Genomic DNA, 24,658 nt, shown 5'->3' on the forward strand with positions numbered 1-24,658 from the left:
TCTGTCTGAACGGTAGAGTTATTGTCTATTTAGTAGGTACGGACGGCACCCGCCGTTACCCGGGCTATAAGTGGCCGCTTTGCGGCAACTAGGGTGGTACCGCGAATAGAACCTCGTCCCTTATTGGGACGGGGTTTTTTGGCATTTATCAGGGGGGTGAGTTCGTGAACGATGGTGACGATGATGATACGGATGATACTCTCTTTTTACAATCGAAAAGATTCTAGGAGGAATATAAGATATGTCTATGTCCAAACCCAATCAAGAGTCTTCCAAAGTTCGTGTTCTTTGCTCCCAGTTATCGGATAAAATCGGGGAAGGGGTAATGATCCAAGGATGGGTTCATCGAACCCGCTATCTAGGTGCCCTTGCTTTCGCTCAGGTTCGAGACAGAAGCGGCCTGGTGCAGTGTGTGCTTGAAGGAAAGTTAGTCAAGACCCGGCTCGAGCTCGAGTCTGTCGTGACCGTAAAGGGAAAGGTAGTAGCCTCTCTGAAGACTACTGGCGGAATAGAAATTCAGGCTGAGGAGATTTTCGTACTCAATCGTGCTGAGACACCGCTACCTTTTGAGGTCAATCGAAAGGAGCTAGGCATTAAACTGGAGACAATACTTGAGCATAGAGTGCTCTCCATGAGGAATCCAAGAGTACATGCCATATTTGCCATCCAAGCTGCGATCGTTACGGCATTTAGAGAATATTTGAACGGTTTGGGTTTTATGCAGATCTTTACGCCGAAGCTGGTCGCAGCAGGAACCGAAGGCGGCTCGAACCTGTTTGAGGTGAGTTATTTTGAGAAGAAGGCATACCTGGCCCAGTCTCCTCAATTTTACAAGCAGATGATGGTGGGAGCGGGATATGAAAGAGTGTATGAAATCGCTCCTGTATATCGTGCAGAAGAGCATCATACTTCCAGACATCTGAACGAATATATTTCATTAGATGTAGAGGTGGGCTTTGTCGAGTCCGAGGCAGAACTCATGGAACTGGAGGAAGATTTGCTCAGGTTTGTCGTTGGGAAGCTGGGAAAGATGTGTGAGCAGGAACTCACATTACTTGGTGTCTCCTTGCCCCAGGTGACTACCATTCCAAGGATCACAGTAGAGGAAGCGAGAACCATCCTGCTCAAGGAATATGGTAAGACCTCTCCAGAAGGGGACCTGGACCCTGAGGGAGAGCGGCTGATCTGCCGCCATTTTGCCGAAAAGGAAGGAGCAGGCATGGCCTTCATCACCGGGTACCCTGTAGAAATTCGTCCTATGTATGCCATGCCGACGTCGGATCATCCCGGGCTTACAGCTTCCTTTGACTTGCTATTTAACGGTGTTGAAATTACGACGGGAGGCCTGCGAATCCATGATCGCAACCAGCTGGAGCAGTCCATGCGGAGCCACGGATTACAGCCTGATCATTTTGCCTCTTATCTCGAGCTGTTCCGTTATGGTATGCCACCGCATGGCGGTTTTGCCATCGGGTTGGAGCGGCTGGTCTCCCGATTACTGAACCTGAACAATGTACGTGAGGCTTCAGCATTTCCACGGGACCGCTCCAGGCTGACACCTTAAATGAATGTGGCGAATCGAGTCATATGAACTGGGTTACGAGAATGGGGTAAATAGACAGGCAGGCCGGTTTACAAACCGGTCTGCCTGTCTATTTTTTTGCTTTCTATTTCCCAGCCCTTTAATTCATTAAGCCATTAGCATATTAGCATAGTCGCTTGAGAGTTTCCCTGGTTTCATGATTAGATAGTTAAGGCTAACACGCATGGGAAGAGTTTGCTTCCTGTCCTGAAAATGAAGAGGTGAACACATATGAACATTACAAAATACGGAAAAGACATGGCATTCATTATTTTAGGTGCCTTTTTATTCGCCTTAGGAGTAAATTTGTTTGTTATTCCCAATGATTTTGGGGAGGGTGGCGTTACCGGAATAACCATCATTTTATATTATTTATTTGCCTGGTCTCCCGGTTTAACGAATTTGATTCTAAATAGCATTCTGCTTGTAATCGGATACCGCTTCTTAAGTAAGCTAACAACGGTTTACACGATTATCGCGGTTGTGTTCAACTCTTTGTTTCTCCATCTTACAGAGAGCTGGTCTATAGATGCTCATGAGCCGTTGGTGAATGCAATCTTCGGCGGTATTATAATTGGAGTGGGCATCGGGCTGATCGTCAGAGCCGGTGGAACAACAGCTGGAACGGTCATTTTGGCGAGAATCGCGAATAAATACCTTGACTGGAATATCAGCTATGCGCTGCTGTTCTTTGATCTTATTGTTGCTTTATCCTCTTATTTTATTATCGGTGCAGAGAAACTGATGATCACGATCATTATGCTGTTCATGGGAACCAAGACGATGGAATTTGTTATTGAAGGCTTGAACCCGAAGAAGGCCATCACCATTATTTCCAAAGAACAGGATCATATCGCTGAGCAGGTAAATGTCATCATGGACAGAGGGGTTACTGTTCTTTCAGGCCATGGTTATTACACGAAGTCTCCTGCTCAAATTCTGTATATTGTAATCAGCAGGCAGGAAATTCCGATGCTGAAGAAGATTGTAAAATCTACGGACCCTAACGCCTTTATCACCATCCATGATGTACGTGATGTATTTGGCAAAGGATTTATAGAATTATCCAAGGAATAATGTTTAGTTTAAGTTATCTTCGTATAAATCCACATACAGCTTGCCGGATTGATCCAATTGGGCGAAATATACATCCTCAAGCTTCGCCCCCATCTCCTGCAGCTTGCGGTTTAGCCAACGAGTGCTAAACCCGGCTGCTGTCAATGACTCATTCATAATTTTCCCATCTAAAACAATCTCATAGACAATACCGCCTGATCCTGTACCTTTTTGGAGCTGGGAGAGGGTGATTGGCTTGTACTGATCTTTTAGCATAACATTCAATTCACCGCTTGGTTCCATCACGGCATGGTCAATTTCTTCTACATTGAACACACTTTTCTTGCGTAATAAAGTGAGAAGCTCTTCGTTGGACAGCTTCTCTTTCTTGAGGTTGCCCTCCAGGATTTTCCCGTCTTTGATGAGAAAGGTGGAGCGGCTGTCTATAATGTCCCTCGCCTTTTTACTTCTCATCTGAAGCACTTCGATACACAGTGAAATAACTACCCATACTGCCAAAGCAATAAGTCCCATAAGCCAGTGGCCTTCCAGATCGACGGAAGTGAACCCGGCCAAATTCCCGATTGTAATGCCAATAATATACTCGAAGAAAGATAATTGGGTCAGCTGACGTTTTCCTAGAAACCGTGTAAATGTAAATAATACCGCTAGTCCAACAACGGATTGTACGACAATATGTATCCATTCCGGCATGGTGCGTGTTCCTCCTTAGAAGCGGCTAATAGTGTAACTGTACAGGGTATGTTTTCACAAGAAATAAAAAATATACAGGTTCTTTTGGTAAGCAGCACACTAACGAAAAGGAAAAAGACAAGAAAGTAGAATTAGGATGAGAAAAATATAAGAAAAGGAGCTACCAGAAAATGACGCATAACCTTGAAAAACGACTGTTTCATATGCAACAGGAGGAACAAGTGCTTACATTCAAGGGGTTCAGAAATGAAGCTGCTCTACAAAACTGGGCCTACTGCTAGTGGCGGAAGCTTTAGTTGGAATCCGCCGATTTCTGCAAGAAGATTAAAGCCCAACTGTACAGGTGACAATATTGTAAGCTGCTCTGAAAGGGAAATCGATGGAAGGCTGGAGGCATAACAGGCTATGCTCAAAGCGCCAAGATGAACGAATAAAGGAGGAGCTTATTTTTTATGCAGAAAGAACACAAGTTGCTCATATTAAAGATTGTACTGCTGGTGTTTTTACCTATTTCTGTTATGGACAAAAATATCTATGCAGAAGGTGGAAATTTAGTGCCATCTAAATCTACGGAATTTCAATTGTGGCTTCAGCAGAAAGCTCCGCAGCTCCAGCAGCGGTACGGAGCTACCGGTGCAGCCATTGGTGTAGTACAGGGAGGAGAAACGACCTATACTCTAAACATGGGATATGCAAATAAAAAAGATCGGATTCCTGTGACGACAAGTACTGTTTTCCAGGCAGGCTCTGTTTCAAAGACAATAACAGCCTTGGGGATTTTACATTTGGTAGATCAAGGGGCCCTGTCTCTGGATGACCCTGTCAGCAAATATTTAACCCGATGGCATTTTCCCAGCTCACCCTATGACCTTGAGAAAGTTACAGTACGCAGCTTGTTAAGCCACACGGCAGGCCTGCCTGCGCATCCTGGATATTTGGGGGTAAAGCCGGGAGATAAGCTGTCTTCCTTGGAGGAATCGCTCTCTGGCTTAGGTGAAAGTGGCGTGAAGACATATGTGGCCCAACAGCCCGGAAAATTCGCAGTGTATTCGGGGGCAGGTTACACTCTGCTTCAATTGCTGATCGAGGAAGTGACAGGCTTATCTTTTAACACCTATATGCAGCAGCAGATTCTTGACCCTCTGGGTATGATCTCAAGTTCATTTGATCCCTCGGAACTAAACTCAGGTAAAGCGGCTGGTTACGGTTATTTTGGTCAGAAGCTGCCGATTACCGGTTCACGGAGCAAGCAGCAGCTGGGCTGAAGACCAACGTTAAGGACCTGATGTCTTTAATGATGGCTGAGATGAAGCCGTATAAAGCTGGAATGGTCCTGCAGAACATGCTGCTTATCAAGGAAAGACAAAAGCCTGTCCTTGATGAGAATGGACTAGGCGTATTTGTTCGGAAGCTTCCGGACCAGCGAAGGCTCATCTATCATTCCGGGGACAACAGGGGATTTCATTCATTCTATGGTTATATTCCAGAGTCGGGGGACGGACTGGTTATTCTCACGAACAGTGACAATGGCATTGATTTAAGACAAGACATCTATAGTGCATGGATCAAGTTTCAGACCGGAGAAGATGCGCCAGGATATTTGGCTTTGAAGCAAAAGAGGGAGATCAACCGTTATCTAGCCGCCGTCCTTTATCTACTGCTCGGCTGTTACATAGCGGTAGCGGTAATTCGCTTGATTAGAGGCCGCCGGGGATTCATCAGCAAGCACGCCCAAAAGGTAAAATGGATCTTTGCATTAAAAGCTGTTCTAATAGGCGGGGTAGGGATATCCCTAATTTACTATACGTATTTCCTGAGCAACCTGAATTTGGCGGCAGGACTTAAGCAAGTGGTGATGGCGGTATTTTTATGGCTGATCGGGCTGCTGCTTGTCGCCATATTCCCGAAGTATAGGAAGCGCAAACAATCAATATAGTGCCTGTTTGAGAGAGAAATGCCCGGTTCTTGGCAGGGTGAATTTCCCTCTTTTTTTAATGGTTAAAAATAAAATTGCTGACTTTCAGCGAATACTGAAATATAATAAAGAAACTTTATTACTGTAATGGGAGGATGTCATGAAGTCACAGCAAGAATTACAAATTTCATCAAAGAAAACGGATAGGTTCTCTTCCGCAGGTTTTATCCTGGCCGCTATAGGGAGTTCAGTGGGCCTAGGGAATATGTGGAAATTCCCGTATATTACTGGCCAGTATGGCGGAGCAGCCTTTTTCCTGCTCTTTATCGTCTGCTTGCTTGCTATAGGTCTTCCGGTATTATTAGCGGAACTTGCGATCGGGCGTTATGGGCGCGGAAGTGCCTCGACTTCCTTTGTAAAAGCAGGAGGCGGCAAAGTTTGGGCAAGATTTGGCCTGCTTCAGGTGTTGGCACCGCTTATGATTCTTTCTTTCTACGTAATCGTATCCGGCTGGACATTGAATTACGCCGTATTGGCCTTTACTGGAAAGCTGTTTAAGAATCAGGATTTTTCCGGGCAGTTCACAGGCTTCACAGGAGGCTATATGAACGTTGTCTGGCAGATTATTGCTGTAGTCTTTACAGGCTGGGTTGTTGCCAAAGGGGTCTCTAAGGGAATTGAGCGATTTAACAAAATTGCAATTCCGGGTCTAGTTGTCCTGTTGGTTATTCTCATGATTCGATCTGTTACACTTCCAGGTGCAGGTGCCGGGGTATCCTTCTTTCTTAACCCCGACTTCTCCAAGTTGACACCGGAATCGGCTCTAGTTGCCCTTGGACATGCCTTCTTCTCACTTTCGCTTGGGATGGGGATTCTGATCACTTATGGTGCTTATGTAGACAAGAGACAATCTCTTGGTACAGCGACATTAGCGATTGGAGCAGGGGATTTGATTTATGCCCTTATTGCCGGACTGATTATTTTCCCTACGACCTTCTCGTTCGGGATTGACCAGGCCCAAGGACCTTCACTTGTATTTGTAGCTTTGCCTGCTGCCTTTTCTGCAATGCCATTTGGTACGATTTTCGGAGGCTTGTTCTTCGTCCTGCTTGCGATTGCGGCGTTGACCTCAGCGGTATCTCTTCTGGAAGTCCCCGTATCCTTCGCCATGGAACGCTGGAAGTGGACTAGAACTAAATCAGTCGTAGTCATTTCCCTGCTGGTATTGATCATTGGAGTTCCGTCTGCCGTATCCTTCGGTATGGTGCCTGGTTTGACGGATTTGGGCGGTAAATCCTTCTTTGATTGGATGGATTTCATCGCTTCGAATATCCTGCTTCCTTTAGGTGGTTTGACCACTACGATCTTTGCAGGTTATTACTGGAAGCATGCGGCTGAAGCGGCCGGTCTCAAATCAGGATGGTTCAAAGTATGGCTCTTCATGCTGCGGTATGTAGCTCCTGTCCTTGTAGTTCTAGTGCTGCTGCACACTTCGGGAATTATTAAGTTCTAAATCGGTAACATTGCGAAAACAGCCATGATCCCATGGCTGTTATTTTTTTGCTTGTTTTAAACTGATTAGCTGAGCAACCTTAAACCTATTTCAGTTGCATAGATTGAACTATAATTTTACATTAAACTTTCAATTTTAACGGCGACCTGGAGTTAATCCTGTTGATAACAACATTTTTCTTACGCTGGGACTGGGAGTGGCAGTGCTTAATCTTGTGGTCTATGGCCTTAACGAGGGGAGCACCCTTAGTAATAGAACCGCAGCCTTTGGAGGAGCGGTTCTGCTCCTAGGAGCAGGGGGGCTCTATACAGAGGGCGGAATAATGGTTTTGCCCTTTATGCTGGGAACTTATCTGCTAAGACATCTATTTGTTCTACCCCTTGCACCTGTGGATTTTAGCCGGAATTGACGCTGTTATACATTGAAAAATAAAATCTTCACAAAATTAGTACTTGGTACTAGGATTAAGTGGTATAATAGGTGTATTAAGCTCCCAATTGATATTAAAGGAGAGGTTCACCTTTGAATTTTCAACAATGGATTGCACCTGAATACTACAACCTTACTTCAGAGATGGAGAATCATCCGGCAGATAAGACTGCGCTTAAATGGTTAAGCGATCACGAAGAATATGAGGAAGTCACATATGGAAATCTGATGAAGCAGGCTAACCAGCTGGCTAATGGCCTTGGCGGCCTGGGATTGGTAAAAGGAGACCGTGTGCTCGTCATGGTACCGCGTAGAATTATCGCCTATGTGATTTACCTTGCCTGCCTAAAGCTTGGACTTGTTGTGATTCCTTCATCAGAAATGCTGCGCGCCAAGGATTTGTCTTATCGGTTTGGTCATTCCGGTGCAAGAGCCGTCATCTCATGGTCAGATTGCACCCCAGAAGTGGACAAGATTGAAGAAGACCATCCGTCACTTGCATTCCGCATAGCGGTTCCCAGTCATCAGAATGATGTTCCTGAAGGCTGGGTCAACTTGGACAAGCTGATGAATGGACAACCCGATGTATTTGAGGCAGTGCAGACACATCGTGATGATACGGCGATTCTCGCATACACCTCAGGGACAACGGGAAATCCCAAAGGAGTGGTTCACAGTCATGGCTGGGGATATGCCCACTTGCGCATCGCTTCGATCCTGTGGCTGGATATTCAAGAGTCGGATATGGTGTGGGCAACGGCAGCCCCTGGCTGGCAAAAGTGGATATGGAGCCCGTTTCTTTCGGTACTCGGCAGAGGAGCGACAGGGTTTGTATACAGTGGTTCCTTTCAGCCAAGCCGCTATCTGGAACTGATGCAGAAATATAAAATTCAAGTCCTCTGCTGCACGCCAACAGAATATCGGATCATGGCGAAGACGGATGGACTTCATCATTTTGATCTGTCGAACCTGCGAAGTGCGGTATCCGCAGGGGAGCCTCTCAATCAGGAAGTGATCGAAGTATTCAAGCGTCAATTCGACATTACAATTCGGGATGGCTATGGACAGACTGAGAGCACGCTGCTGATCGGGAACCTGATGAATACGCCTGTACGCTCAGGCTCTATGGGCAAAGCCATTTCACCAGGACTCATTGAGATTGTTGATGAATCCGGCCGTCCGGTAGCGCCAAATGAAGTAGGGGACATTGCGGTGCATGTGGACATGCCTGCCCTGTTCCGAACCTACTATAAGGATTCTGAACGGAAGAAGAGCAACGAGCGCGGGGAATTCTTCGTGACAGGAGACCGTGCGCGAATGGATGAAGACGGATATTTCTGGTACGAAGGGAGAAATGATGATATTATCATCAGCTCCGGTTATACCATCGGTCCGTTTGAGGTGGAAGAGGCACTGATGAAGCACGCGGTAGTGAAGGAATGCGCCGTTGTTGCAAGTCCTGACGAAATTCGCGGTTCTATCGTGAAGGCATTCGTCGTGTTAGTCGATGGGCTAGAGGGTACTAAAGAATTGGTACGTGAACTGCAGCATCATGTGAAAGCCTGGACGGCCCCCTATAAATACCCAAGGAAAATTGAGTTTATATCCAGTCTGCCGAAGACGAGCTCCGGTAAAATTCGCAGAGTGGAGCTGCGTGAGCAGGAACGGAAGGCTTTGACTAGTAAGAACTGAGGTACATGAAGCCGATTTGGATGCAGATAAACTGCAGCCAAATCGGCTTAAATTATTATAGGTCTTTGAGTCGCTATGAGCCTAAAGGTTGAGCTGGCTTTTTGATATTTTTATCCAAGTCATCACCTTGGTCGTTGTCTTGTTCCTCGTCTTCCTTTTCTTCATGAAATTCAATGGTGCTTTGTCCCGTGATATAGTCAAATGGAGTGTAGTAAATATCAGGGATTCGTTTCTTTCTGATCATTTTGAATACAATTAAGCCTATTAAAACAATAAATAATCCTGATACAAAACACATAAAGAGTAAAATAAAATTCATAATACCTCCCTTAATATATATAATCAGAGCTGAATTAAATCAGCAAACTTGGCTTGAACCGTATCTAGCAGATCCTGTGGCTCTAATTCTACCTGAACTCCGATTTTACCTGCACTAACAATGATGCTGTCTATTGCTGCAGCCTGCTGATCGACATAAGTGGGGTACAGCTTCTTCATACCAATGGGAGAACATCCGCCGCGTATATAACCCGTCCACTTTTGGAGCTCCTTTACCGGCAGCATCTCTATTTTCTTCTCGCCCGCAGCTTTTGCCGCCTTCTTCAAATCCAGCTCGCCTGATACAGGAATGACAAAGATATATATATTCTGTTTGTTATGGGCCGCAAGTGTCTTGTATACTCGTTCTTCTGGCCGGTTAATTTTCTCAGCCACCGCTGTGCCATGGATTCTTCCGTCCTCGGGATCATAGGAATGGATTTGATATGAAATGTGCTTGGTGTCTAAAATCCGCATGGCGTTTGTCTTATGAATTTGCATAAATTTATCCCCTCTCTTGCAATTCGGTTAATTCATATTATACACGGAATCCAGAATTTTACTTGAAAAGGGAACAAACGTTCCATATAATAAGATGAATCTATAAAATGGAGATGCGGATACAGATGGATGATGACTTTTTGAAGGAGCTTAGAGAGACGGATCGTGATAATGAGTGGAGATCGAAGCTTCTCATACGGGGAATGAAGCAAACGCTGGAGAAGCGGAAGCGGCAAAGCAAGCTTTCGAAATGGTTACACGGCCGAAAGCACAAGCATAAAGGCTACGATTATTTCAAATAAACTTCGATCAGTTTATAGGGTTTTCCGATAAGAACTGCTGCACTTTTTTTGTGCGGCAGTTTTTTTGTATGGAGGGAACTAAAGAGATTAAGGAAGTAATAAGGAGATTAGTGGGTAAGTAAATAAGAAGACATCAGATTTGGGTTTGACAACATGTATATACAAGTAATATTATTGTTCTATACTTGTATATACATGATTAATATAGTTAGTGTTTAAAATTTGAAAAAGGGGGGCCATCTTAAATGACTTATCAAGAATGGTGGCGGAAATCAACAATCTATCAGGTGTATCCCAAGAGCTTCATGGATACGACAGGAAATGGCGTTGGAGATATCCGCGGCTTGATCGACAAGTTAGATTATTTAAAAAATTTAGGAATTGATATGGTGTGGCTTCAGCCCGTCTATGTATCTCCGCAAAATGATAACGGTTACGATGTGGCAGATTACTGCCAGATCAATCCGGACTATGGGACGATGGAGGATTTCGATGAACTCGTTCGAGAACTGAAGTCCCGCGGCATGGAGCTCATGCTGGATATTGTGGTCAACCATTCATCGACAGAGCATCGATGGTTCCAAGAAAGCCGCAAATCTAGGGATAATCCTTATCGCGATTATTACATCTGGAAGGACCCGGGCCCTGACGGCGGTTACCCTAATAACTGGCAGTCCAAATTCGGTGGACCTGCGTGGCAGTATGATGAAACCACCGGGCAATATTTCTTAACATTGTTTGACAAAACCCAGGCAGATCTGAATTGGGAAAATCCGAAGCTTCGGGAAGAAGTAATTAAATTAATGACCTTCTGGGCCGAGAAGGGTGTTCGGGGTTTTAGACTAGACGTCATTAATCTAATCTCGAAGGATCAGCAGTTCCCCGATGACGATGTAAGCGTTCTACCGGGAGATGGGCGAAGATTTTATACAGATGGCCCAAGAGTCCATGAATTTATTAAGGAATTGAACGAGAAAGTCTTCTCTCCTTATCAAATTGTGACCGTTGGTGAAATGTCATCTACTACCCTGGAGAACTGCATTCGTTATTCCAATCCTAGTGAACATGAATTTTCGATGACCTTTAGCTTCCATCATCTGAAAGTAGATTACCCGCACGGACAGAAATGGGAGCTCATGCCCTATGACTTCGAGCAGTTGAAGCGTCTCTTGTCCGAATGGCAGGTTGGAATGCAGCAAGGGGGAGGCTGGAACGCGCTCTTCCTGAATAATCACGATCAGCCGCGCGCCTTGTCGAGATTCACGGATGACTTCCAATATCGGAAGGAAGGCGCGAAGCTGCTTGCCACTACGCTTCACGGGCTTCAAGGAACGCCTTATGTTTTTCAGGGAGAAGAAATAGGTATGCCTAACCCACAATGGAATGATATTTCGGAATTACGGGATATTGAATCTCTCAACATGTACCGAATCATGCAGGAGAATGGGAAGACACGGGAAGAGGCTTTTGAGATCATTAAGCAGCGTTCTCGCGATAACTCCAGAACTCCGATGCAGTGGAACTCGGATGCACAGGCAGGCTTCACTACCGGAACCCCGTGGATTAAAGTCGATGAACGATATCCAGAAATTAATGCAGAGAGAGAAATGAACGATCCCGATTCGATCTTTAACCACTACAAGAGACTTATTTCGCTGCGCAAGGAGTATCCGATCTTAACTGAGGGGATTTATCATCGTTTGGATGAAGCACATCCCCAGGTATTTGCTTATTCCCGTTCCTCTGAGAATGAAACGCTAGTGGTTGTCTCCAATTTCAGCAATGAAGCAGTAGAATTTGAGTTCCCTCAAGACTTTGTGCTGGAGCAGCTTGATGGAAGAGAGCATACACTGCTCATTGGCAACACAGAGGAGAAGCCGGCATTGCGGAAGTTGATATCGCTGTCACCATTTGCTTCCTATATGTGGCTTATTCACGACCTTAAGAAATTAAACTGAGAGGAGCCGTCTCTATGGCAATTGATCGTAAGCAGGTTGAGAGTATCATTGAGGCTGTTGGCGGAAAAGAGAATATTGAAGCAGCAACTCACTGTGTGACAAGACTCCGTTTCGCTCTAGCCGATGAGAGTAAAATAGATGAACGTATGCTGGAGCAGAATGATCTGGTAAAGGGACATTTCTCCACCCAAGGACAATTTCAAGTCGTCATCGGTCCGGGAATCGTCGATAAGGTCTATGACGAGATGATCTCCATAACAGGTGGGCAGCGTTCTTCTAAGGAAGATGTGAAGAAGCTGGCAGGGAAGAAGCAGAATCCGCTGCAGCAGGCTATTAAGGTGCTTGCAGACATCTTTATTCCGATCCTGCCAGCGATCGTTACAGCAGGTCTGCTGCTTGGGATTAATAATATTTTAACGGGTCCGGGGATCTTTTACGAAGGAAAGTCGCTTGTAGAGGTATATCCGGCATGGACCGATTTTGCTTCGATCATTAACTTGATTGCGAATACGGCCTTTACCTTCTTGCCGGCCCTGATCGGTTGGTCCGCAGTAACCCGGTTTGGTGGTAGCCCGCTGCTCGGAATTGTGCTGGGGCTAATCCTGGTTCATCCGGACTTGCTAAATGCAAATAACTATGCAACAGCTAAGCTGGAAGGTACTGTTCCGGTATGGGACCTGTTTGGCTGGCATATTAACAAGATTGGTTATCAGGGACAAGTTTTGCCCGTGCTCGTGTCTTCTTATTTGCTATCTAAAATTGAAATTTTCCTGCGCAAGCGTGTAGCCGATTCCATTAAGCTTCTTGTTGTTGCGCCGGTTACGCTTCTGATTACAGGCTTCTTAGCTTTTACCGTGATCGGTCCAATTACGTTCGCTATTGGCAATGCGATTACGGATGGCCTTACTTACATCTTTGATACTTTACCAGCTCTTGGCGGTCTACTATACGGAGGTTTTTACGCCCTGCTTGTCGTAACAGGCCTGCATCATACCTTCCTTGCTGTGGATGTACAGCTTATCGGCAGTACAGGCGGTACTTATCTGTGGCCAATGCTTGCATTGTCCAATATTGCCCAAGGTTCTGCGGCTCTGGCCATGCTGTTTGTGCTTAGAGACCAGAAGACAAAGGGCCTGGCTGTAACCTCTTCGGTATCGGCCTTCCTTGGAGTCACAGAGCCAGCCATCTTCGGGGTTAATATCCGTTATAAATACCCATTCATTTTTGGAATGATCGGTTCGGCTATTGGCGGTATTCTGCTTACTATTAATCATGTTCTTGCTTCATCTATCGGAGTGGGAGGTGTTCCTGGCTTCCTCTCTATCTTCCCGGATCAATGGGGAGTATTCTTCATTGGCATGGCTATTGTTCTCGTAATTCCGTTCGTTCTTACCGTATTGTATGGTAAATCCGCGACCCGCAAACGGCAAGCGGCTGGAGCGAGCACTGAAGCTTCATCTGCGGCTTCTGGCCAGATTGTAACAACTTCACCGGATCGTAAGGAACCTGTGGATGTACTGGAGATTCACGCACCTATATCAGGGGTCGCTGAGAATCTGGATCAAGTTCCGGATCCGGCTTTTGCAGAGAAGCAGATGGGTGATGGCATAGCGATTGAGCCTTCGAGCGGAAAGGTCGTAGCCCCATTTGATGCTAAGGTTGTTCATGTAATCAAAAGCAAGCATGCAATGATTCTTGAACATGCGAGCGGGGTTCAAGTGCTGATCCATGTAGGTATTGAAACCGTTTCACTGAAGGGCAATGGCTTTAAATTGCATGCGGAGATCGGTGATGAGGTCAAAGCTGGCCAGCTGCTGCTTGAATTTGATATGGAGGCCATTCGAAATGCAGGATTGCCTCTGATAACACCGATCATTATACCTGATGGGCAGGATATCGTAGAACGGGTAGAGCAAGCGGAGACCGGAAAGGTTGATGCAGGTAGGCATACGGTTCTTAAAGTTCACTTGGCCTCTTAAATTTAAGATGAGCACAGCCTTATAATGGCTGTGCTCTTTTTTTACCTCCTCATCTCCTGAAGAAGAGTGTTATACTGGTTAGGATAAAGCTGGAACCTATCTTTATAACTATGATTTTTAATAGATGAAGGGGCCTCTAATGCACAAATTTTCTGTAACCCTTAATGATCGGATGACAACTAACAACAGTGGTCACATTCTATATGTTTATGATGAAATAGATTATTATGTCGATAATGCTGTAATTTATATTTCTACAGGAATAGAGCAAGGGCATCATCTGATCCTAATCGACAACCCATCCGCATACGAACGAATTTATTATAAATTGTTGAATCAATGGTCTGAACAGGTAATAAACGAACGAATTAGCTATTTGGATAACCGGCTGTATTATCACCAGAACGGCAACTTCCACAGTGGTCAGATTATTAAGAATTTCAAGGATATTATTAATGGGTTCAAGGAACAAAAGACACCTATTCGAACTTGGGCCCATGTTGAGTGGGATGAAGAAGATAGCGATATGAATATTGCTCAGAAGCTTGAGGAATTTGAACGTAAGGCGGATGCGGCTGTCAGGGAAGAAGGAGTGGTCTCGGTTTGTGCTTATGATGGCCATGCCTTAAATGCTTCGCTTCAGAATACGCTGCTTAGAACTCATGAATATTTGATGACCGATCAGGAGCTTGTGAAATCGAATCTCTATGCAGGGCATTCCCAGGATGAGGATAAGGTGATTTTCCCATCCTTATTTGTCCAGCAGCAGCTCTATCAGGAACAAAAAAACATGCTGATCGAGAAGCAGGCGGCCGAGGAAGCCAATAAAGCCAAGAGTGCTTTTCTTGCTATGATGAGTCATGAGATCAGAACCCCTATGAATGGAATCCTTGGGATGACACAGCTGCTGATGGATACGCCGCTAGCAGAAGAACAGGTGGAATATACGCGGATTATTCAATCCAGCGGTGCCGCCTTACTGAAGATCGTGAATGACATCCTTGATTATTCTAAGAATGAGGCAGGTCATACCCGTCTGTATCTAGAGCCCTTCAGTATTAGAAATGTGCTCGGGGAAGCTATGGATCTGCTGAAGATTCAGGCCACGGCCAAACAGCTTGAGCTCTCAGCCCATGTTCATTCGAGTGTGCCGGAGCGGCTGATTGGTGACTCTAGCAGATTAAGACAAGTACTGATGAATCTGATTAGTAATGCAATAAAGTTTACTACAGAAGGGGAGATATTTATCTCGGTCGACAGCTTGTCTGATGAGGATGGCAAGTGTGAAATACGCTTCTCGGTCCGGGATACGGGTATCGGTGTAGATGCAGCATTAATTCCTCGCCTGTTTGATCCTTTCTACCAGATAGAGAATAGCGTGACTCGAAAGCAGGAGGGGACCGGTCTGGGACTTGCAATCAGCAAGCAGCTGGTTGAGCTCATGAGCGGAGCCATTTGGATGGAGCCTCGTTCTGAGAGGGGATCGAATTTTACCTTTACTGCTCTCTTTGAGTCCTGCAGCGAGACTTGTGAGCTGGCAAGTTCTTCTGACAGGATCGTGCGCGAGAGCACGGATTTGAATATACTGCTAGCTGATCACAACGAGGTGAATCAGGCGGTTCTTCAGAACATGCTGAGCAGATGGGGGTATAGCTCCATTACGGCCTTACAAGGATCACTAGTTAAAGAGGCTGTGGAGAGGCACAAGATCGATATCATCTTTATAGATGTACATAGGACCGCCGCAGACGGGTTCTCTATCGTTAGGCAAATTCGCGACGGCCTGCCTTATGCTGGTTATCAGCCATATATTATAGCTGTAACCACATTGGAGGGAAATATTAGGGAGGAATACAGATCGGAAGGGATGAATTATTTCTTAGAAAAACCGATTTCTGCTGAATCTCTAAAAAATATATTGGATCAGATCACGGAAGATATGGTGTCTAGGCAACAGACGGCAGTTAATTGCAGGGGGCTGTCCTAACAGGACAGCCCCTCCACTGTTTTCGTGATCTAAGGTTACCTCAGCGAGTGAACAAGCATAAAGATCGCTAAGGCAATGATATAAGTAATTAGTCTCTGCAATTTTTGTTGTCTGTCCACAAGGATAATGTCCAAAATGGCAGCAAGGCCTAAAATACTTATCGCAATGATGTAAGACAGCGTCGTTTGAAAAGCTACATTAATAAGCAGCGCGATTAAAACTAGTATAAGCCCAAACCTTTTATTAATTTCAAACACCTCTCTAACATAAATAATAAGTCACTGTTTATTTTAACATAGAATCTACGGTCACCCATAATCCGCACAATGAGTGTTATTCAACAACGCTGCAATTCAAATTGCATGTAGAGAGGATTATTGGAATACATCGATAGAGGATTTTGAGATGAGCTTCCGCATTAATTTCATTTCCGTTGCGACGATATGTCACCGGCTGATCCCTACAATGATCGAGCGTGGATTTGGACGCATCGTCAACACCACGAGCGGGCGCTTCTTCCACGCCCAGAACTTTACGGGGCTGACGCTGGAAGAGGCGGTTGCGAAGGCAGAGCAGATTGAATCTAATCCGTATATCATTTGAACTATAAACTTTGAGCCTGGGGCACGGGCTTTCTATTCACTTCATTAGCTGAATGAGCTTCAACTCTGTTGTGGAGTCCTCCTTGGGGGTATAAATGCTGCAACGCAGATCCGAGGATCCATGCACCTGAAGGGATGTGAGTTCAAACAGCATCCTCCCTGCTTTCCCATGTCTGAATTCAAGCGTGACCTCAGGTCCGGAGCTGACCCGGTTCTCTTCCCATATCTCACTGAATGCAGGATGCTCTCTTTTCATTTCGGACAAAAATTGGTTATACCATTCATCTCCTACATACTCTCCGTAATAAGCTCTAAAGATAGCCAGGTAGCCGCTGACGAAATCCTCCCAATTCACGGCAAGCCTCCGCAGCTCCTGGCGCGTAAAGAGCAGGCGAATCATATTTCTTTGCTCTTCGGGAATCTGCTGAAAGTCAAGAAAGACACGGCTTGCCGCTTCATTCCAACCTACAATGTGACATCTTCGGTCTGAAACGATGGCCGGATAGTACTTGAGTTCTTGAATAATCCGCTGTAATGATGGGTTAACTCGTGATGGCGTTTCCTCCAGGGGATGGATCGCAGAGCTTGTCTCCAGCGCTAGCGAGAACAGATACCTTCGTTCATCAAGGGTTAGCTGCAAAGCAGACGCGATGTTCTCTAATACGGATGCGGATACCTGAATCGTTCGGCCCTGCTCCAGCCAGGTGTACCACGTAGTGCTCACCCCCGCCAGTTGTGCTACCTCTTCTCTTCGCAGCCCCGGTGTTCTTCGCCGCGTTCCTGCGGGAAGACCGACTAGCTCAGGGGTAATTTTTGCTCTTTGTTTTTTTAGGAATACCGATAGCGCCATAAGCCGTTCTTGATCGTTCATAGAAACCCTCCGTTTGATATCATATCAGTTATTATACTAGGATAACCCACAACTTGTAATAGGATAACTGGAGTGACACAATGAAATTAATAGTTGTGAGATCAAAGGAGAGAGGTAGCGATGGAACGAGTAGTTATTACAGGAATGGGAATTATCTCCCCTTTAGGCCAAGAGGTAAGCACCTTTTGGAATCAGTTAACCCGGGGACAATCTGGAATCACCATGATTGATCAGTTTGATACCTCCGCGCTCGGAACGAAGATTGCCGGCAGTGTGAAGGATTTTGATGGGACTGGCCGTTTTGGCAGGAAAGAAGCCCGGAGATTGGATAGATTCAATCAGTTTGCGCTTGCTGCCGCAGAGGAAGCTGTGCAGCAATCTATGCTTGATTTCAGCAAGCTGGACTCCAGCCGGGTTGGAGTTTACGTCGGTTCAGGAATTGGCGGGTTGAATACCCTTTTGGAGCAGCACAAAGTGCTGCTGGAACGAGGCGCGCAGCGGGTTAGCCCGACCCTGGTTCCTATGATGATTACGAATATGGCGGCCGCAATGATCAGTATGAGATGGGACTTGCAGGGACCGACGATGTCGCCAGTAACCGCCTGTTCTATTGGGAATACAGCCATAGGTGAAGCATTTCGGGCCATTCGGACAGGCTATGCTGATGTAATTCTGGCTGGGGGAGCGGAAGCTGCTGTAACCGAGCTCTCCATGGCAAGCTTTGGCAATGCAACAGCAATGTCTACCCAAAATGATGCACCAAGCCGGGCGAGCAGGCCCTTTGATGCGGGACGTGACGGGTTCGTCATAGCCGAAGGAGCCGGGATTCTCGTGCTGGAGTCGCTTACCCATGCCCTTAACAGGGGGGCTGTTATTTTGGCCGAGGTGTGCGGTTATGGAGCCAGCTCGGATGCCTATCACATGGTAGCCACTCATCCGGAAGGAAGAGGAGCAGCACAAGCTATGAAGGCAGCACTTGCGGAAGCTCACTTGTCTCCAGACCAAATTGATGTCATTAGTGCACATGCGACCAGTACCGAGGTGGGGGACAAATCGGAAACGCTAGCCATTAAGGCTGTATTTGGCGACCACGCTTATCGCATTCCTGTCACAGCAAACAAGTCTATGACCGGACATATGCTGGGTGCAGCAGGAGGGGCAGAGGCGGTTGCGCTGGTAAAGACTCTTCAGGAGGGGGTCATTCCGCCTACCATTAACCAGGAAACCGCTGATCCCGATTGTGACTTAGATGTTGTACCTAATACCGCACGCTCGGCATCCGTTCAGCTTGGTATGTCCAATTCTTTTGGCTTTGGCGGTCATAATGCCGTAATTATTCTTAGGAAATTCAGCGATTAAGCAGCCTTGGAAATTCACCTTGCCATAGATGAATTAGACAACCTGACTGACTCATAAGATGAACACGAATAAGTGACAGTGAGGTGTACTATGAAATTCAAGGTTCCTGTGGCTGATGAATTTAAAGTTTATGTCATTGAGATGTACTCAATAAAATCATTTGTTTTGGTAGAGATGATTATAGGGACACTGCTCTTTAATTTGTGGATGCGGATTTTTGACAATGCACTCTTTGCGGGGACAAGCGGCTGGTTAAGTACAGAAGGGCTTAAGAGGCTGGAGGGTCTGGTGCTTGTGAAAAAGCCGTAGCTATATAGAACGAACTAAAGAAATGAACGTTATAGGACAGTATTAGGCCGTGATAACAGAAGATTCAATGTAAAACTCTTTAGTTCAATCTATATAGGGGGAAATCTACAAAGTGAATTCAATTATTATTCAATGCTGTTGACTAAAGTTGTAGGCCCAAAGTTTACTTTGGGCTTTTTTATATAGTTAAATTTTTTAATTTGTAAATTATTTACTACAAATATCGACACCATTTGTTGTAAGCTATGCTTAAACCATACGACAATGGCAAACCCGCCGAAAGACGGGGACGCAAAGCTATAGGGCCTTCAATGAGGATGGCAGCCAGCTATCGAAAGGGGATTTTTTATGAGAAAATGGAGTTCTTTATTTGTAGCATTATTGGTAACATTGGCCGTTCTTGTACAGACGAAAGACGTATCAGCCAAGGAACATTCCTGGTTAGATATAACTAAGCTAGATCAAGGAGTTATAGAGGTTACATATAAGGCTCCCACAACAAACAGCTACAGAGTCATGATTTCAAAGAGCAATATAACCTATAACTATCAGCTTGCTTCAAATGGACAAGTTCATAGCTTTCCACTTCAGTTCGGAAATGGAGACTATAAGGTGTCTCTGCTGGAACAGGTGTCGGGTAATAAATACAAAGTGCTGGATTATGTAACTGTTCAGCTCAATTTGGCGGATTCCAAGATCGTGTATCTCAATTCAATTGAGAAAGTGAAGTGGAATGAGAATAGTAAGGCAGCTCTTAAAGCCAAGGAGTTAACCAAGAATCTGAAGAGTGATGAAGATAAAGTGAAGGCGATCTATGCCTATATTACAAAGAACATCAAATATGATACTAAATTGGCTAAAATTCAAACTCCAGATTATACACCAGACCCGGATCAAGTATTAACTTCTCAATCTGCAACCTGTTATGGATATTCCTCTTTGTTTGCTGCTATGCTGCGAAGTGTAGATATTCCGGCCAAGCTTGTAACAGGTTCATCGGCATATGTTACAGAGTATCATGCGTGGAATGAGGTTTTTCTGAATGGCAAGTGGAATCTTATAGATACTACTGTAGATGCGGGGTTAAAGTATACTAAAAACAAAGCCATGATTAAGGAATCCTCTAAATACAAAACTGCTAAGTATTATTAATTTTTTACGGATCAAAGCTCGTTCTGCTGAATGCGGAATGGGCTTTTTTTAATATGCAAGGCAAGAAATATATGGATATTGTTCAGATTTTGTCTATTCGCTCTAGGTAATATAGAAAAGTATGAATTAAATCATAGAGAAAGGAGCTAATATATGTATTTGAGAGTTGGGGAGGTACGGTATTCATGAAGAAAAAACTGAGCATAGGCGTGGTGGGGCTACTGCTTCTAGTTCAGGTGCTTCAGGGTCTGGGAATGTTGACGGCTGCTTATGCCAAGGAAGTCACCGACAATCTGATCACCAATGTTGCACTTACTGCCAAAGACGGATCCGGAAATACCGTCACAGATGCAGTCTACGAGCAGGGAGCAAGTGTTCAGCTGGACTTCGACTGGAAGCTTGACAATGGACATGATTACACCCAGGGGGACACATTTACCTTTGATTTGCTGCCCGCAGATAAATTCGTCATGTTCAATAATGTCGAGGGTGACTTGGTCATCAATGGAAGTGATAATGTAGGTGCTTTCGTGGTAGACAAAGATACCCGCAAGGTAACGATGACCTTTAATGAGTTTATTAGCAACTATGATGAGGTCCATGGGAAGCTGACCGTGAATGCGAGATTTGATAAACAAAAAATAACGGGCAGCTCCAAGCAGGTGATCAAATTCCCGACCCAAGGGGGAGAACAAGAGATCCCGGTTGAGTTCAAACCCAATGTGGATACAACCATAGATAAGACAGGTTCACCTGATAAGAGGCTGAACGGTCAGAACATCAGCTGGGTCATAAATTTGAATAAGAAGCTGGAGACGATTGAGAACGCTGTTCTTACCGATCCGATTCCAGACGGACTAGAATTGAATCAAGGAACGATCGAGCTGTATCATTTGGATGTGAATCTTGATGGTTCCGTCGTCGCTGGAGGCCAGGTCGATGCTTCTAAATACAGCATCGTGAAGACACAAGATGGCAAGGACTTTCAAATAAAGTTCAGTGACTCTTCTATCAATCAAGCCTATCAGCTCCGCTATACAACGAAAATCACTAGCGGTACAAACTTCACCAACACAGCAATCTTGAGCGGGACGAATTATCAAGATGCTACAGCAAGTGCAACTGTTGGAATTAAGTATGGGGATCTGCTGAAGAAGAAGGCGGTTAATTATGATCCTGTTCATCAAACCATAGATTGGGAGATTAACTATAACTTCGGGGAGCAGGCGATTCCTCAGCAAAAAGCACTACTGAGTGATGCTTTCACAAATACAGATACACAAAGCCTTGAAGAACTCGCAGTTTACGAGGTAACCTTCGATTCGTCCGGGAATATGATTCAGGGAAGCAAAGTCAGCAATTATACATTAACAGATAATCATCAGGGCGGATTTGAGCTTCAGTTCAACTCGGACATTACATCCGCTTATGTGATCAAATACCGTACGAAAGTTAGCGTACCTGTATACGAAGATGCTACGGTAACGAATAAAGTCACTTCTGATGGACAAGAATCTTGGGATGATCAAGGGATTATTCAGCTTTTTGGCAAGAAGACAAATGGAAATGTCGATTATGTCAACAAGACTGTGGACTGGAAAATTACACTTAATGGAAATCGCCTTCCTGTAAATTCAGTCGTTATTGAAGATGCATTTCCAAATGGCGGCCTTGAGCTGATTCCAGATTCACTTCAGATTGATGGTCAGCCTGTGGTTAGCGGCGGGGATTATGAAATCAATTACAAAGGTACCCCGGCAGATCATAAGCTTGGTTTTGAACTGAAGTTTAACAAACCTATCGCTACGCAATTCACGATTACCTACACAACAAAATTTAACACCGACTGGGTGACTGGCTCGGGCAAATCCATGCCAAACCACGCAGCGATCCGTTGGAAAGATAGCGGCGGAACAGATCACTCTATAACCGCAGTTAGCACGTTTGACCCCAATTCTTATACCAAGAATAACGGATATAAGCTGGGTTCCTATAATCCGAAGAATAAAGAAATTACATGGACACTAGGTGTTAACTATAATCTGAAGCAGATTAGCAAGCCTCAGGTTGTTGATACACTGCTTCAAGATCAGAAGCTCGATGAAAGTTCTCTTGAAGTTCACAAAATGAATATTGATGCGTCTTCAGGGAAGGTGTCTTCCGGGGATATTATACCTGCATCAGAATACAGCTTAAAGTATGACGAGCAGAGCAATGTCATGACTGTCTCATTTAACAAAGAGATTAACGAAGGCTATATTCTTACCTTCAAGACGAGCATGGATGGGAACCTCATTGACCGTAAGATCGAGAATCAAGCTGTTCTTATGGATGGCACGAAGCAAGTTTCAGAGAATTTGAAAGCTTCCGTTACAGTTCCGCATGGCGGGGAGTATGTTACCAAAACAGGTAAGCAAGCCGGCGAGTTGATCAATTGGAGTATTGTGATCAATGAGGGACAGAGCCACGTAGCTCAGGCAAAAATTATTGATACGCCTACGAGCAACCAGGTGCTGCTGCCTGAAAGCTATCATTTATATTCAACCAAGGTTGATGATAAAGGTAATGTTATTAAGAGTGACGAGCTACTACGGGACACAGACTATTCCATTGTTTCGGGAACAAATGATCAAGGGGAAGCAATCTTTACCTTGAGCTTCAATAAGGATATTGATGAAGCGTATATTCTAGAATATCAGTCCCTAATTAAAGCAAATGATGGGGAGAAGGTCACCAACAAGGTTAAATTTGAAGGAAACAACATCAAGACAGTTACCAGTGAAACCTCTGAAGAAGTCATCGTGGGCGTAACCTCAGGGTCTGGTACCGGAAGCGGAAAAAGAGGAGAATTAACAGTTACTAAGACCGATAAAGAGGATCCGGGTCTCTTCTTGCAAGGCGCTGTATTTGAGCTCTACCGCAACATGGCTAACGGATCGTCTATTTTGGTAGACACGCAAACTACCGACGAATATGGGAAAGCGGTCTTCACCAAGCTGCTGGTAGGGAATTATAAGCTTAAAGAAATTACTGCACCACGGGGGTACCAGGTTCTCCCAACAGAATATCCGATTACCATTAGTTCAAGTGATTTGAATCCGGCGGTTACTGTAGAAAATCAAAAAACACCTACAGAGCCTTCTCCTGGGCCAACAGATCCGAATCCAACACCTGTAGATCCGAACCCAACACCGGTGAACCCGAATCCTACACCTGTAGACCCAAGTCCAACACCGGTAAATCCAAATCCAACACCAAGTCCAACTATACCCACACAGCCTGGGCCTGCGCCTACACCAGTAACTCCAGAGCCAACACCTGTACCGGTAACACCGGAACCAACAACGCCAATTCTGGTGCCGGGGGATCAGATTCTGGAGCCAACGCCAACTAAACCGGATGCACAGCCTGCTGAAGATCCTGATCTTGTGGATCTTAATGATGACACACCAACCGGCGGAATTAGTGATTCGCCAGATGATCATGACAAGGGTGGCGATACGTCTAGCAAGCCTATGCTTCCAAAGACGGGCGAAGAGAGCTACTTCATGATTCAATTATTGGGGATTACTTTGATTATGCTGGGGATTGCTGGAGCAGTTATTTTCAAGAAAAGCAAAATAAGCAAAAACGCAAAATAACCTCTTTAAATGCCAAAAAGCCTGCTGAAATATCAGCAGGCTTTTTAGATCTATTAATTCAATACTACGTTCGGTTTAGGCTTCTTCTCAGACACCAGCTTTGCTTTAACAATAAGCCGGTGCGTTGGATTAATCAGGGGATCACAAGTAATTAGGGTAATAATTCTTTCTCGCGCATCGCCCTCCAGAACGGATACTTCTGTTGGTTCAACAATGGTAATGTTATATACTTCATAGACCTGATCCGTTTGGTCTTTTAGCCGGAGCTCAACACGGTCACCAATCTCTAATTCGTTCAGGCGGTTGAATAACCTCCCTTGGGTATGGGCTCTATGAGCAGCAATCGCTGCATTCCCATTCCCCCCTAATGGAGCAGTTTCACTGAGATGAGCGGCAGCATATTTCATGTTTTGTTTGGTTGCTCCCTCTAGAATTGGCAGCTTGACATTAATTTTGTCAATAAGAATCATACCAACTGCTTGATTCGGCAAGTTGGTGTTGTTATTGGAAGTAGGGCGGCTTGCTTCTTCAGCATCTCCTGAGAGATTCAAGATTTGATTCAGCTTCGCAAATCCGGATTCGAGCAGCTGCTTATTTTGTCCTTCTAACCCGGGAGAAGCTTCCTCTTCCAGCTGTGCCATTAACAGTCTTTGCTCGAAATCGTAGTACAGCTCCCTTCCTTTCGGGAAGAGGAAGAGGCATATACCCAGAATAATAACTACAAATGATAATTTTCTTATCATTCTTGTTGACCACACCCTTTGCTTAGGCAGATTGC

General features: G+C 45.1%; 20 protein-coding genes, 1 riboswitch and 1 other annotated feature (1 of these 22 cut by a window edge). Of the genes, 15 read left to right on the forward strand and 5 right to left on the reverse strand.

Annotated features, from left to right (window positions below; translation table 11 throughout):
- Nucleotides 1–124 (forward strand) — a binding site (T-box leader); it begins 107 nt to the left of the window's first position.
- Between the two features lie 117 nt (nt 125–241).
- Both aspS and DCC85_RS10160 read left to right on the forward strand, forming a co-directional pair.
- Complete coding sequence (aspS, locus tag DCC85_RS10155) at nt 242–1,564, forward strand: aspartate--tRNA(Asn) ligase (RefSeq protein ID WP_108465487.1); 1,323 nt, start codon at nt 242–244, stop codon at nt 1,562–1,564.
- A 249-nt stretch (nt 1,565–1,813) separates the two neighbouring features.
- Nucleotides 1,814–2,659, forward strand: coding sequence for a YitT family protein (locus tag DCC85_RS10160; RefSeq protein WP_108465488.1), 846 nt, complete (start codon nt 1,814–1,816; stop codon nt 2,657–2,659).
- Between the two features lie 3 nt (nt 2,660–2,662).
- Here the strand turns inward: DCC85_RS10160 and DCC85_RS10165 are convergent, their stop codons facing one another.
- A complete protein-coding gene (locus tag DCC85_RS10165; RefSeq protein WP_108465489.1) occupies nt 2,663–3,352 on the reverse strand; it encodes a DUF421 domain-containing protein in 690 nt (229 codons plus the stop codon).
- 452 nt (nt 3,353–3,804) lie between these two features.
- On the opposite strand from DCC85_RS10165, the gene DCC85_RS23580 reads away from it, so the two are divergent.
- The 4 genes from DCC85_RS23580 to DCC85_RS10185 all read left to right on the forward strand — a co-directional run bounded on the left by DCC85_RS23580 (nt 3,805) and on the right by DCC85_RS10185 (nt 8,901).
- Nucleotides 3,805–4,617, forward strand: coding sequence for a serine hydrolase domain-containing protein (locus tag DCC85_RS23580; RefSeq protein WP_108465490.1), 813 nt, complete (start codon nt 3,805–3,807; stop codon nt 4,615–4,617).
- On the forward strand, nt 4,614–5,288 hold the full coding sequence (locus DCC85_RS23585) for a serine hydrolase (protein WP_108465491.1): 675 nt from the start codon (nt 4,614–4,616) through the stop codon (nt 5,286–5,288). The genes DCC85_RS23580 and DCC85_RS23585 overlap by 4 nt, the downstream gene beginning before the upstream one ends.
- Nucleotides 5,289–5,427: 139 nt before the next feature.
- Entirely contained in the window at nt 5,428–6,780 is a 1,353-nt protein-coding gene (locus DCC85_RS10180; RefSeq protein WP_108465492.1) for a sodium-dependent transporter, read from the forward strand.
- Between the two features lie 573 nt (nt 6,781–7,353).
- On the forward strand, nt 7,354–8,901 hold the full coding sequence (locus DCC85_RS10185; RefSeq protein ID WP_108467803.1) for an acetate--CoA ligase: 1,548 nt from the start codon (nt 7,354–7,356) through the stop codon (nt 8,899–8,901).
- 73 nt (nt 8,902–8,974) lie between these two features.
- On the opposite strand, the gene DCC85_RS10190 is transcribed toward DCC85_RS10185, so the two are convergent.
- Complete coding sequence (locus DCC85_RS10190) at nt 8,975–9,220, reverse strand: DUF3951 domain-containing protein (protein ID WP_108465493.1); 246 nt, start codon at nt 9,218–9,220, stop codon at nt 8,975–8,977.
- Between the two features lie 23 nt (nt 9,221–9,243).
- Nucleotides 9,244–9,720: a Cys-tRNA(Pro) deacylase gene (ybaK, locus tag DCC85_RS10195; RefSeq protein ID WP_108465494.1), complete on the reverse strand. Its 477-nt coding sequence runs from the start codon at nt 9,718–9,720 to the stop codon at nt 9,244–9,246.
- Between the two features lie 125 nt (nt 9,721–9,845).
- Here ybaK and DCC85_RS22940 point away from each other — a divergent pair, with 125 nt between their 5' ends.
- From DCC85_RS22940 to DCC85_RS10220, 5 genes are all read left to right on the forward strand, one after another.
- Nucleotides 9,846–10,022, forward strand: coding sequence for a hypothetical protein (locus DCC85_RS22940; RefSeq protein WP_159081841.1), 177 nt, complete (start codon nt 9,846–9,848; stop codon nt 10,020–10,022).
- A 245-nt stretch (nt 10,023–10,267) separates the two neighbouring features.
- Nucleotides 10,268–11,980 (forward strand): alpha,alpha-phosphotrehalase, encoded by a 1,713-nt coding sequence (treC, locus tag DCC85_RS10200; RefSeq protein ID WP_108465495.1) that lies wholly within the window; start codon nt 10,268–10,270, stop codon nt 11,978–11,980.
- 14 nt (nt 11,981–11,994) lie between these two features.
- Nucleotides 11,995–13,959 carry a PTS system trehalose-specific EIIBC component gene (treP, locus tag DCC85_RS10205; protein WP_108465496.1) on the forward strand — a complete coding sequence of 655 codons (1,965 nt, stop codon included), beginning with the start codon at nt 11,995–11,997 and terminating at the stop codon, nt 13,957–13,959.
- 172 nt (nt 13,960–14,131) lie between these two features.
- Complete coding sequence (locus DCC85_RS10210; protein WP_234414411.1) at nt 14,132–15,946, forward strand: ATP-binding protein; 1,815 nt, start codon at nt 14,132–14,134, stop codon at nt 15,944–15,946.
- Between the two features lie 330 nt (nt 15,947–16,276).
- Complete coding sequence (locus DCC85_RS10220) at nt 16,277–16,549, forward strand: SDR family NAD(P)-dependent oxidoreductase (RefSeq protein ID WP_108465499.1); 273 nt, start codon at nt 16,277–16,279, stop codon at nt 16,547–16,549.
- 36 nt (nt 16,550–16,585) lie between these two features.
- On the opposite strand, the gene DCC85_RS10225 is transcribed toward DCC85_RS10220, so the two are convergent.
- Nucleotides 16,586–17,419 carry a helix-turn-helix transcriptional regulator gene (locus tag DCC85_RS10225; protein WP_108465500.1) on the reverse strand — a complete coding sequence of 278 codons (834 nt, stop codon included), beginning with the start codon at nt 17,417–17,419 and terminating at the stop codon, nt 16,586–16,588.
- Nucleotides 17,420–17,539: 120 nt separating this feature from the next.
- On the opposite strand from DCC85_RS10225, the gene fabF reads away from it, so the two are divergent.
- The 4 genes from fabF (at nt 17,540) to DCC85_RS10245 (ending at nt 23,880) form a co-directional block, all read left to right on the forward strand.
- Nucleotides 17,540–18,778, forward strand: a complete 1,239-nt coding sequence (fabF, locus tag DCC85_RS10230) for a beta-ketoacyl-ACP synthase II (RefSeq protein WP_108465501.1) — start codon at nt 17,540–17,542, stop codon at nt 18,776–18,778.
- 90 nt (nt 18,779–18,868) lie between these two features.
- Complete coding sequence (locus tag DCC85_RS10235; protein WP_108465502.1) at nt 18,869–19,087, forward strand: hypothetical protein; 219 nt, start codon at nt 18,869–18,871, stop codon at nt 19,085–19,087.
- Nucleotides 19,088–19,343: 256 nt separating this feature from the next.
- A riboswitch (cyclic di-GMP riboswitch) is annotated at nt 19,344–19,423 on the forward strand.
- A gap of 12 nt (nt 19,424–19,435) precedes the next feature.
- Complete coding sequence (locus DCC85_RS10240; protein WP_108465503.1) at nt 19,436–20,239, forward strand: transglutaminase-like domain-containing protein; 804 nt, start codon at nt 19,436–19,438, stop codon at nt 20,237–20,239.
- Nucleotides 20,240–20,424: 185 nt separating this feature from the next.
- Nucleotides 20,425–23,880: an LPXTG cell wall anchor domain-containing protein gene (locus tag DCC85_RS10245; RefSeq protein ID WP_108465504.1), complete on the forward strand. Its 3,456-nt coding sequence runs from the start codon at nt 20,425–20,427 to the stop codon at nt 23,878–23,880.
- A gap of 53 nt (nt 23,881–23,933) precedes the next feature.
- Here DCC85_RS10245 and DCC85_RS10250 read toward each other — a convergent pair whose 3' ends face one another.
- Nucleotides 23,934–24,623 carry a class D sortase gene (locus DCC85_RS10250; RefSeq protein WP_234414412.1) on the reverse strand — a complete coding sequence of 230 codons (690 nt, stop codon included), beginning with the start codon at nt 24,621–24,623 and terminating at the stop codon, nt 23,934–23,936.
- Nucleotides 24,624–24,658: the final 35 nt, after the last annotated feature.

This window comes from Paenibacillus sp. CAA11, from assembly GCF_003060825.1.
Classification (GTDB): domain Bacteria; phylum Bacillota; class Bacilli; order Paenibacillales; family Paenibacillaceae; genus Fontibacillus.

Excerpts from the sequence above, each read along its gene's own strand:
- treP (WP_108465496.1), top strand. The coding sequence starts at position 11,995 with ATGGCAATTGATCGTAAGCAGGTTGAGAGTATCATTGAGGCTGTTGGC.
- DCC85_RS10185 (WP_108467803.1), top strand. The coding sequence starts at position 7,354 with ATGGAGAATCATCCGGCAGATAAGACTGCGCTTAAATGGTTAAGCGAT.
- DCC85_RS10160 (WP_108465488.1), top strand. The coding sequence starts at position 1,814 with ATGAACATTACAAAATACGGAAAAGACATGGCATTCATTATTTTAGGT.
- fabF (WP_108465501.1), top strand. The coding sequence starts at position 17,540 with ATGGAACGAGTAGTTATTACAGGAATGGGAATTATCTCCCCTTTAGGC.
- DCC85_RS10245 (WP_108465504.1), top strand. The coding sequence starts at position 20,425 with ATGAAGAAAAAACTGAGCATAGGCGTGGTGGGGCTACTGCTTCTAGTT.
- DCC85_RS22940 (WP_159081841.1), top strand. The coding sequence starts at position 9,846 with ATGGATGATGACTTTTTGAAGGAGCTTAGAGAGACGGATCGTGATAAT.
- DCC85_RS10225 (WP_108465500.1), bottom strand. The coding sequence starts at position 17,419 with ATGAACGATCAAGAACGGCTTATGGCGCTATCGGTATTCCTAAAAAAA.
- DCC85_RS10250 (WP_234414412.1), bottom strand. The coding sequence starts at position 24,623 with ATGATAAGAAAATTATCATTTGTAGTTATTATTCTGGGTATATGCCTC.
- treC (WP_108465495.1), top strand. The coding sequence starts at position 10,268 with ATGACTTATCAAGAATGGTGGCGGAAATCAACAATCTATCAGGTGTAT.
- DCC85_RS10165 (WP_108465489.1), bottom strand. The coding sequence starts at position 3,352 with ATGCCGGAATGGATACATATTGTCGTACAATCCGTTGTTGGACTAGCG.
- DCC85_RS23580 (WP_108465490.1), top strand. The coding sequence starts at position 3,805 with ATGCAGAAAGAACACAAGTTGCTCATATTAAAGATTGTACTGCTGGTG.
- DCC85_RS10240 (WP_108465503.1), top strand. The coding sequence starts at position 19,436 with ATGAGAAAATGGAGTTCTTTATTTGTAGCATTATTGGTAACATTGGCC.
- aspS (WP_108465487.1), top strand. The coding sequence starts at position 242 with ATGTCTATGTCCAAACCCAATCAAGAGTCTTCCAAAGTTCGTGTTCTT.
- DCC85_RS10210 (WP_234414411.1), top strand. The coding sequence starts at position 14,132 with ATGACAACTAACAACAGTGGTCACATTCTATATGTTTATGATGAAATA.
- DCC85_RS10235 (WP_108465502.1), top strand. The coding sequence starts at position 18,869 with ATGAAATTCAAGGTTCCTGTGGCTGATGAATTTAAAGTTTATGTCATT.
- DCC85_RS10190 (WP_108465493.1), bottom strand. The coding sequence starts at position 9,220 with ATGAATTTTATTTTACTCTTTATGTGTTTTGTATCAGGATTATTTATT.
- ybaK (WP_108465494.1), bottom strand. The coding sequence starts at position 9,720 with ATGCAAATTCATAAGACAAACGCCATGCGGATTTTAGACACCAAGCAC.
- DCC85_RS10180 (WP_108465492.1), top strand. The coding sequence starts at position 5,428 with ATGAAGTCACAGCAAGAATTACAAATTTCATCAAAGAAAACGGATAGG.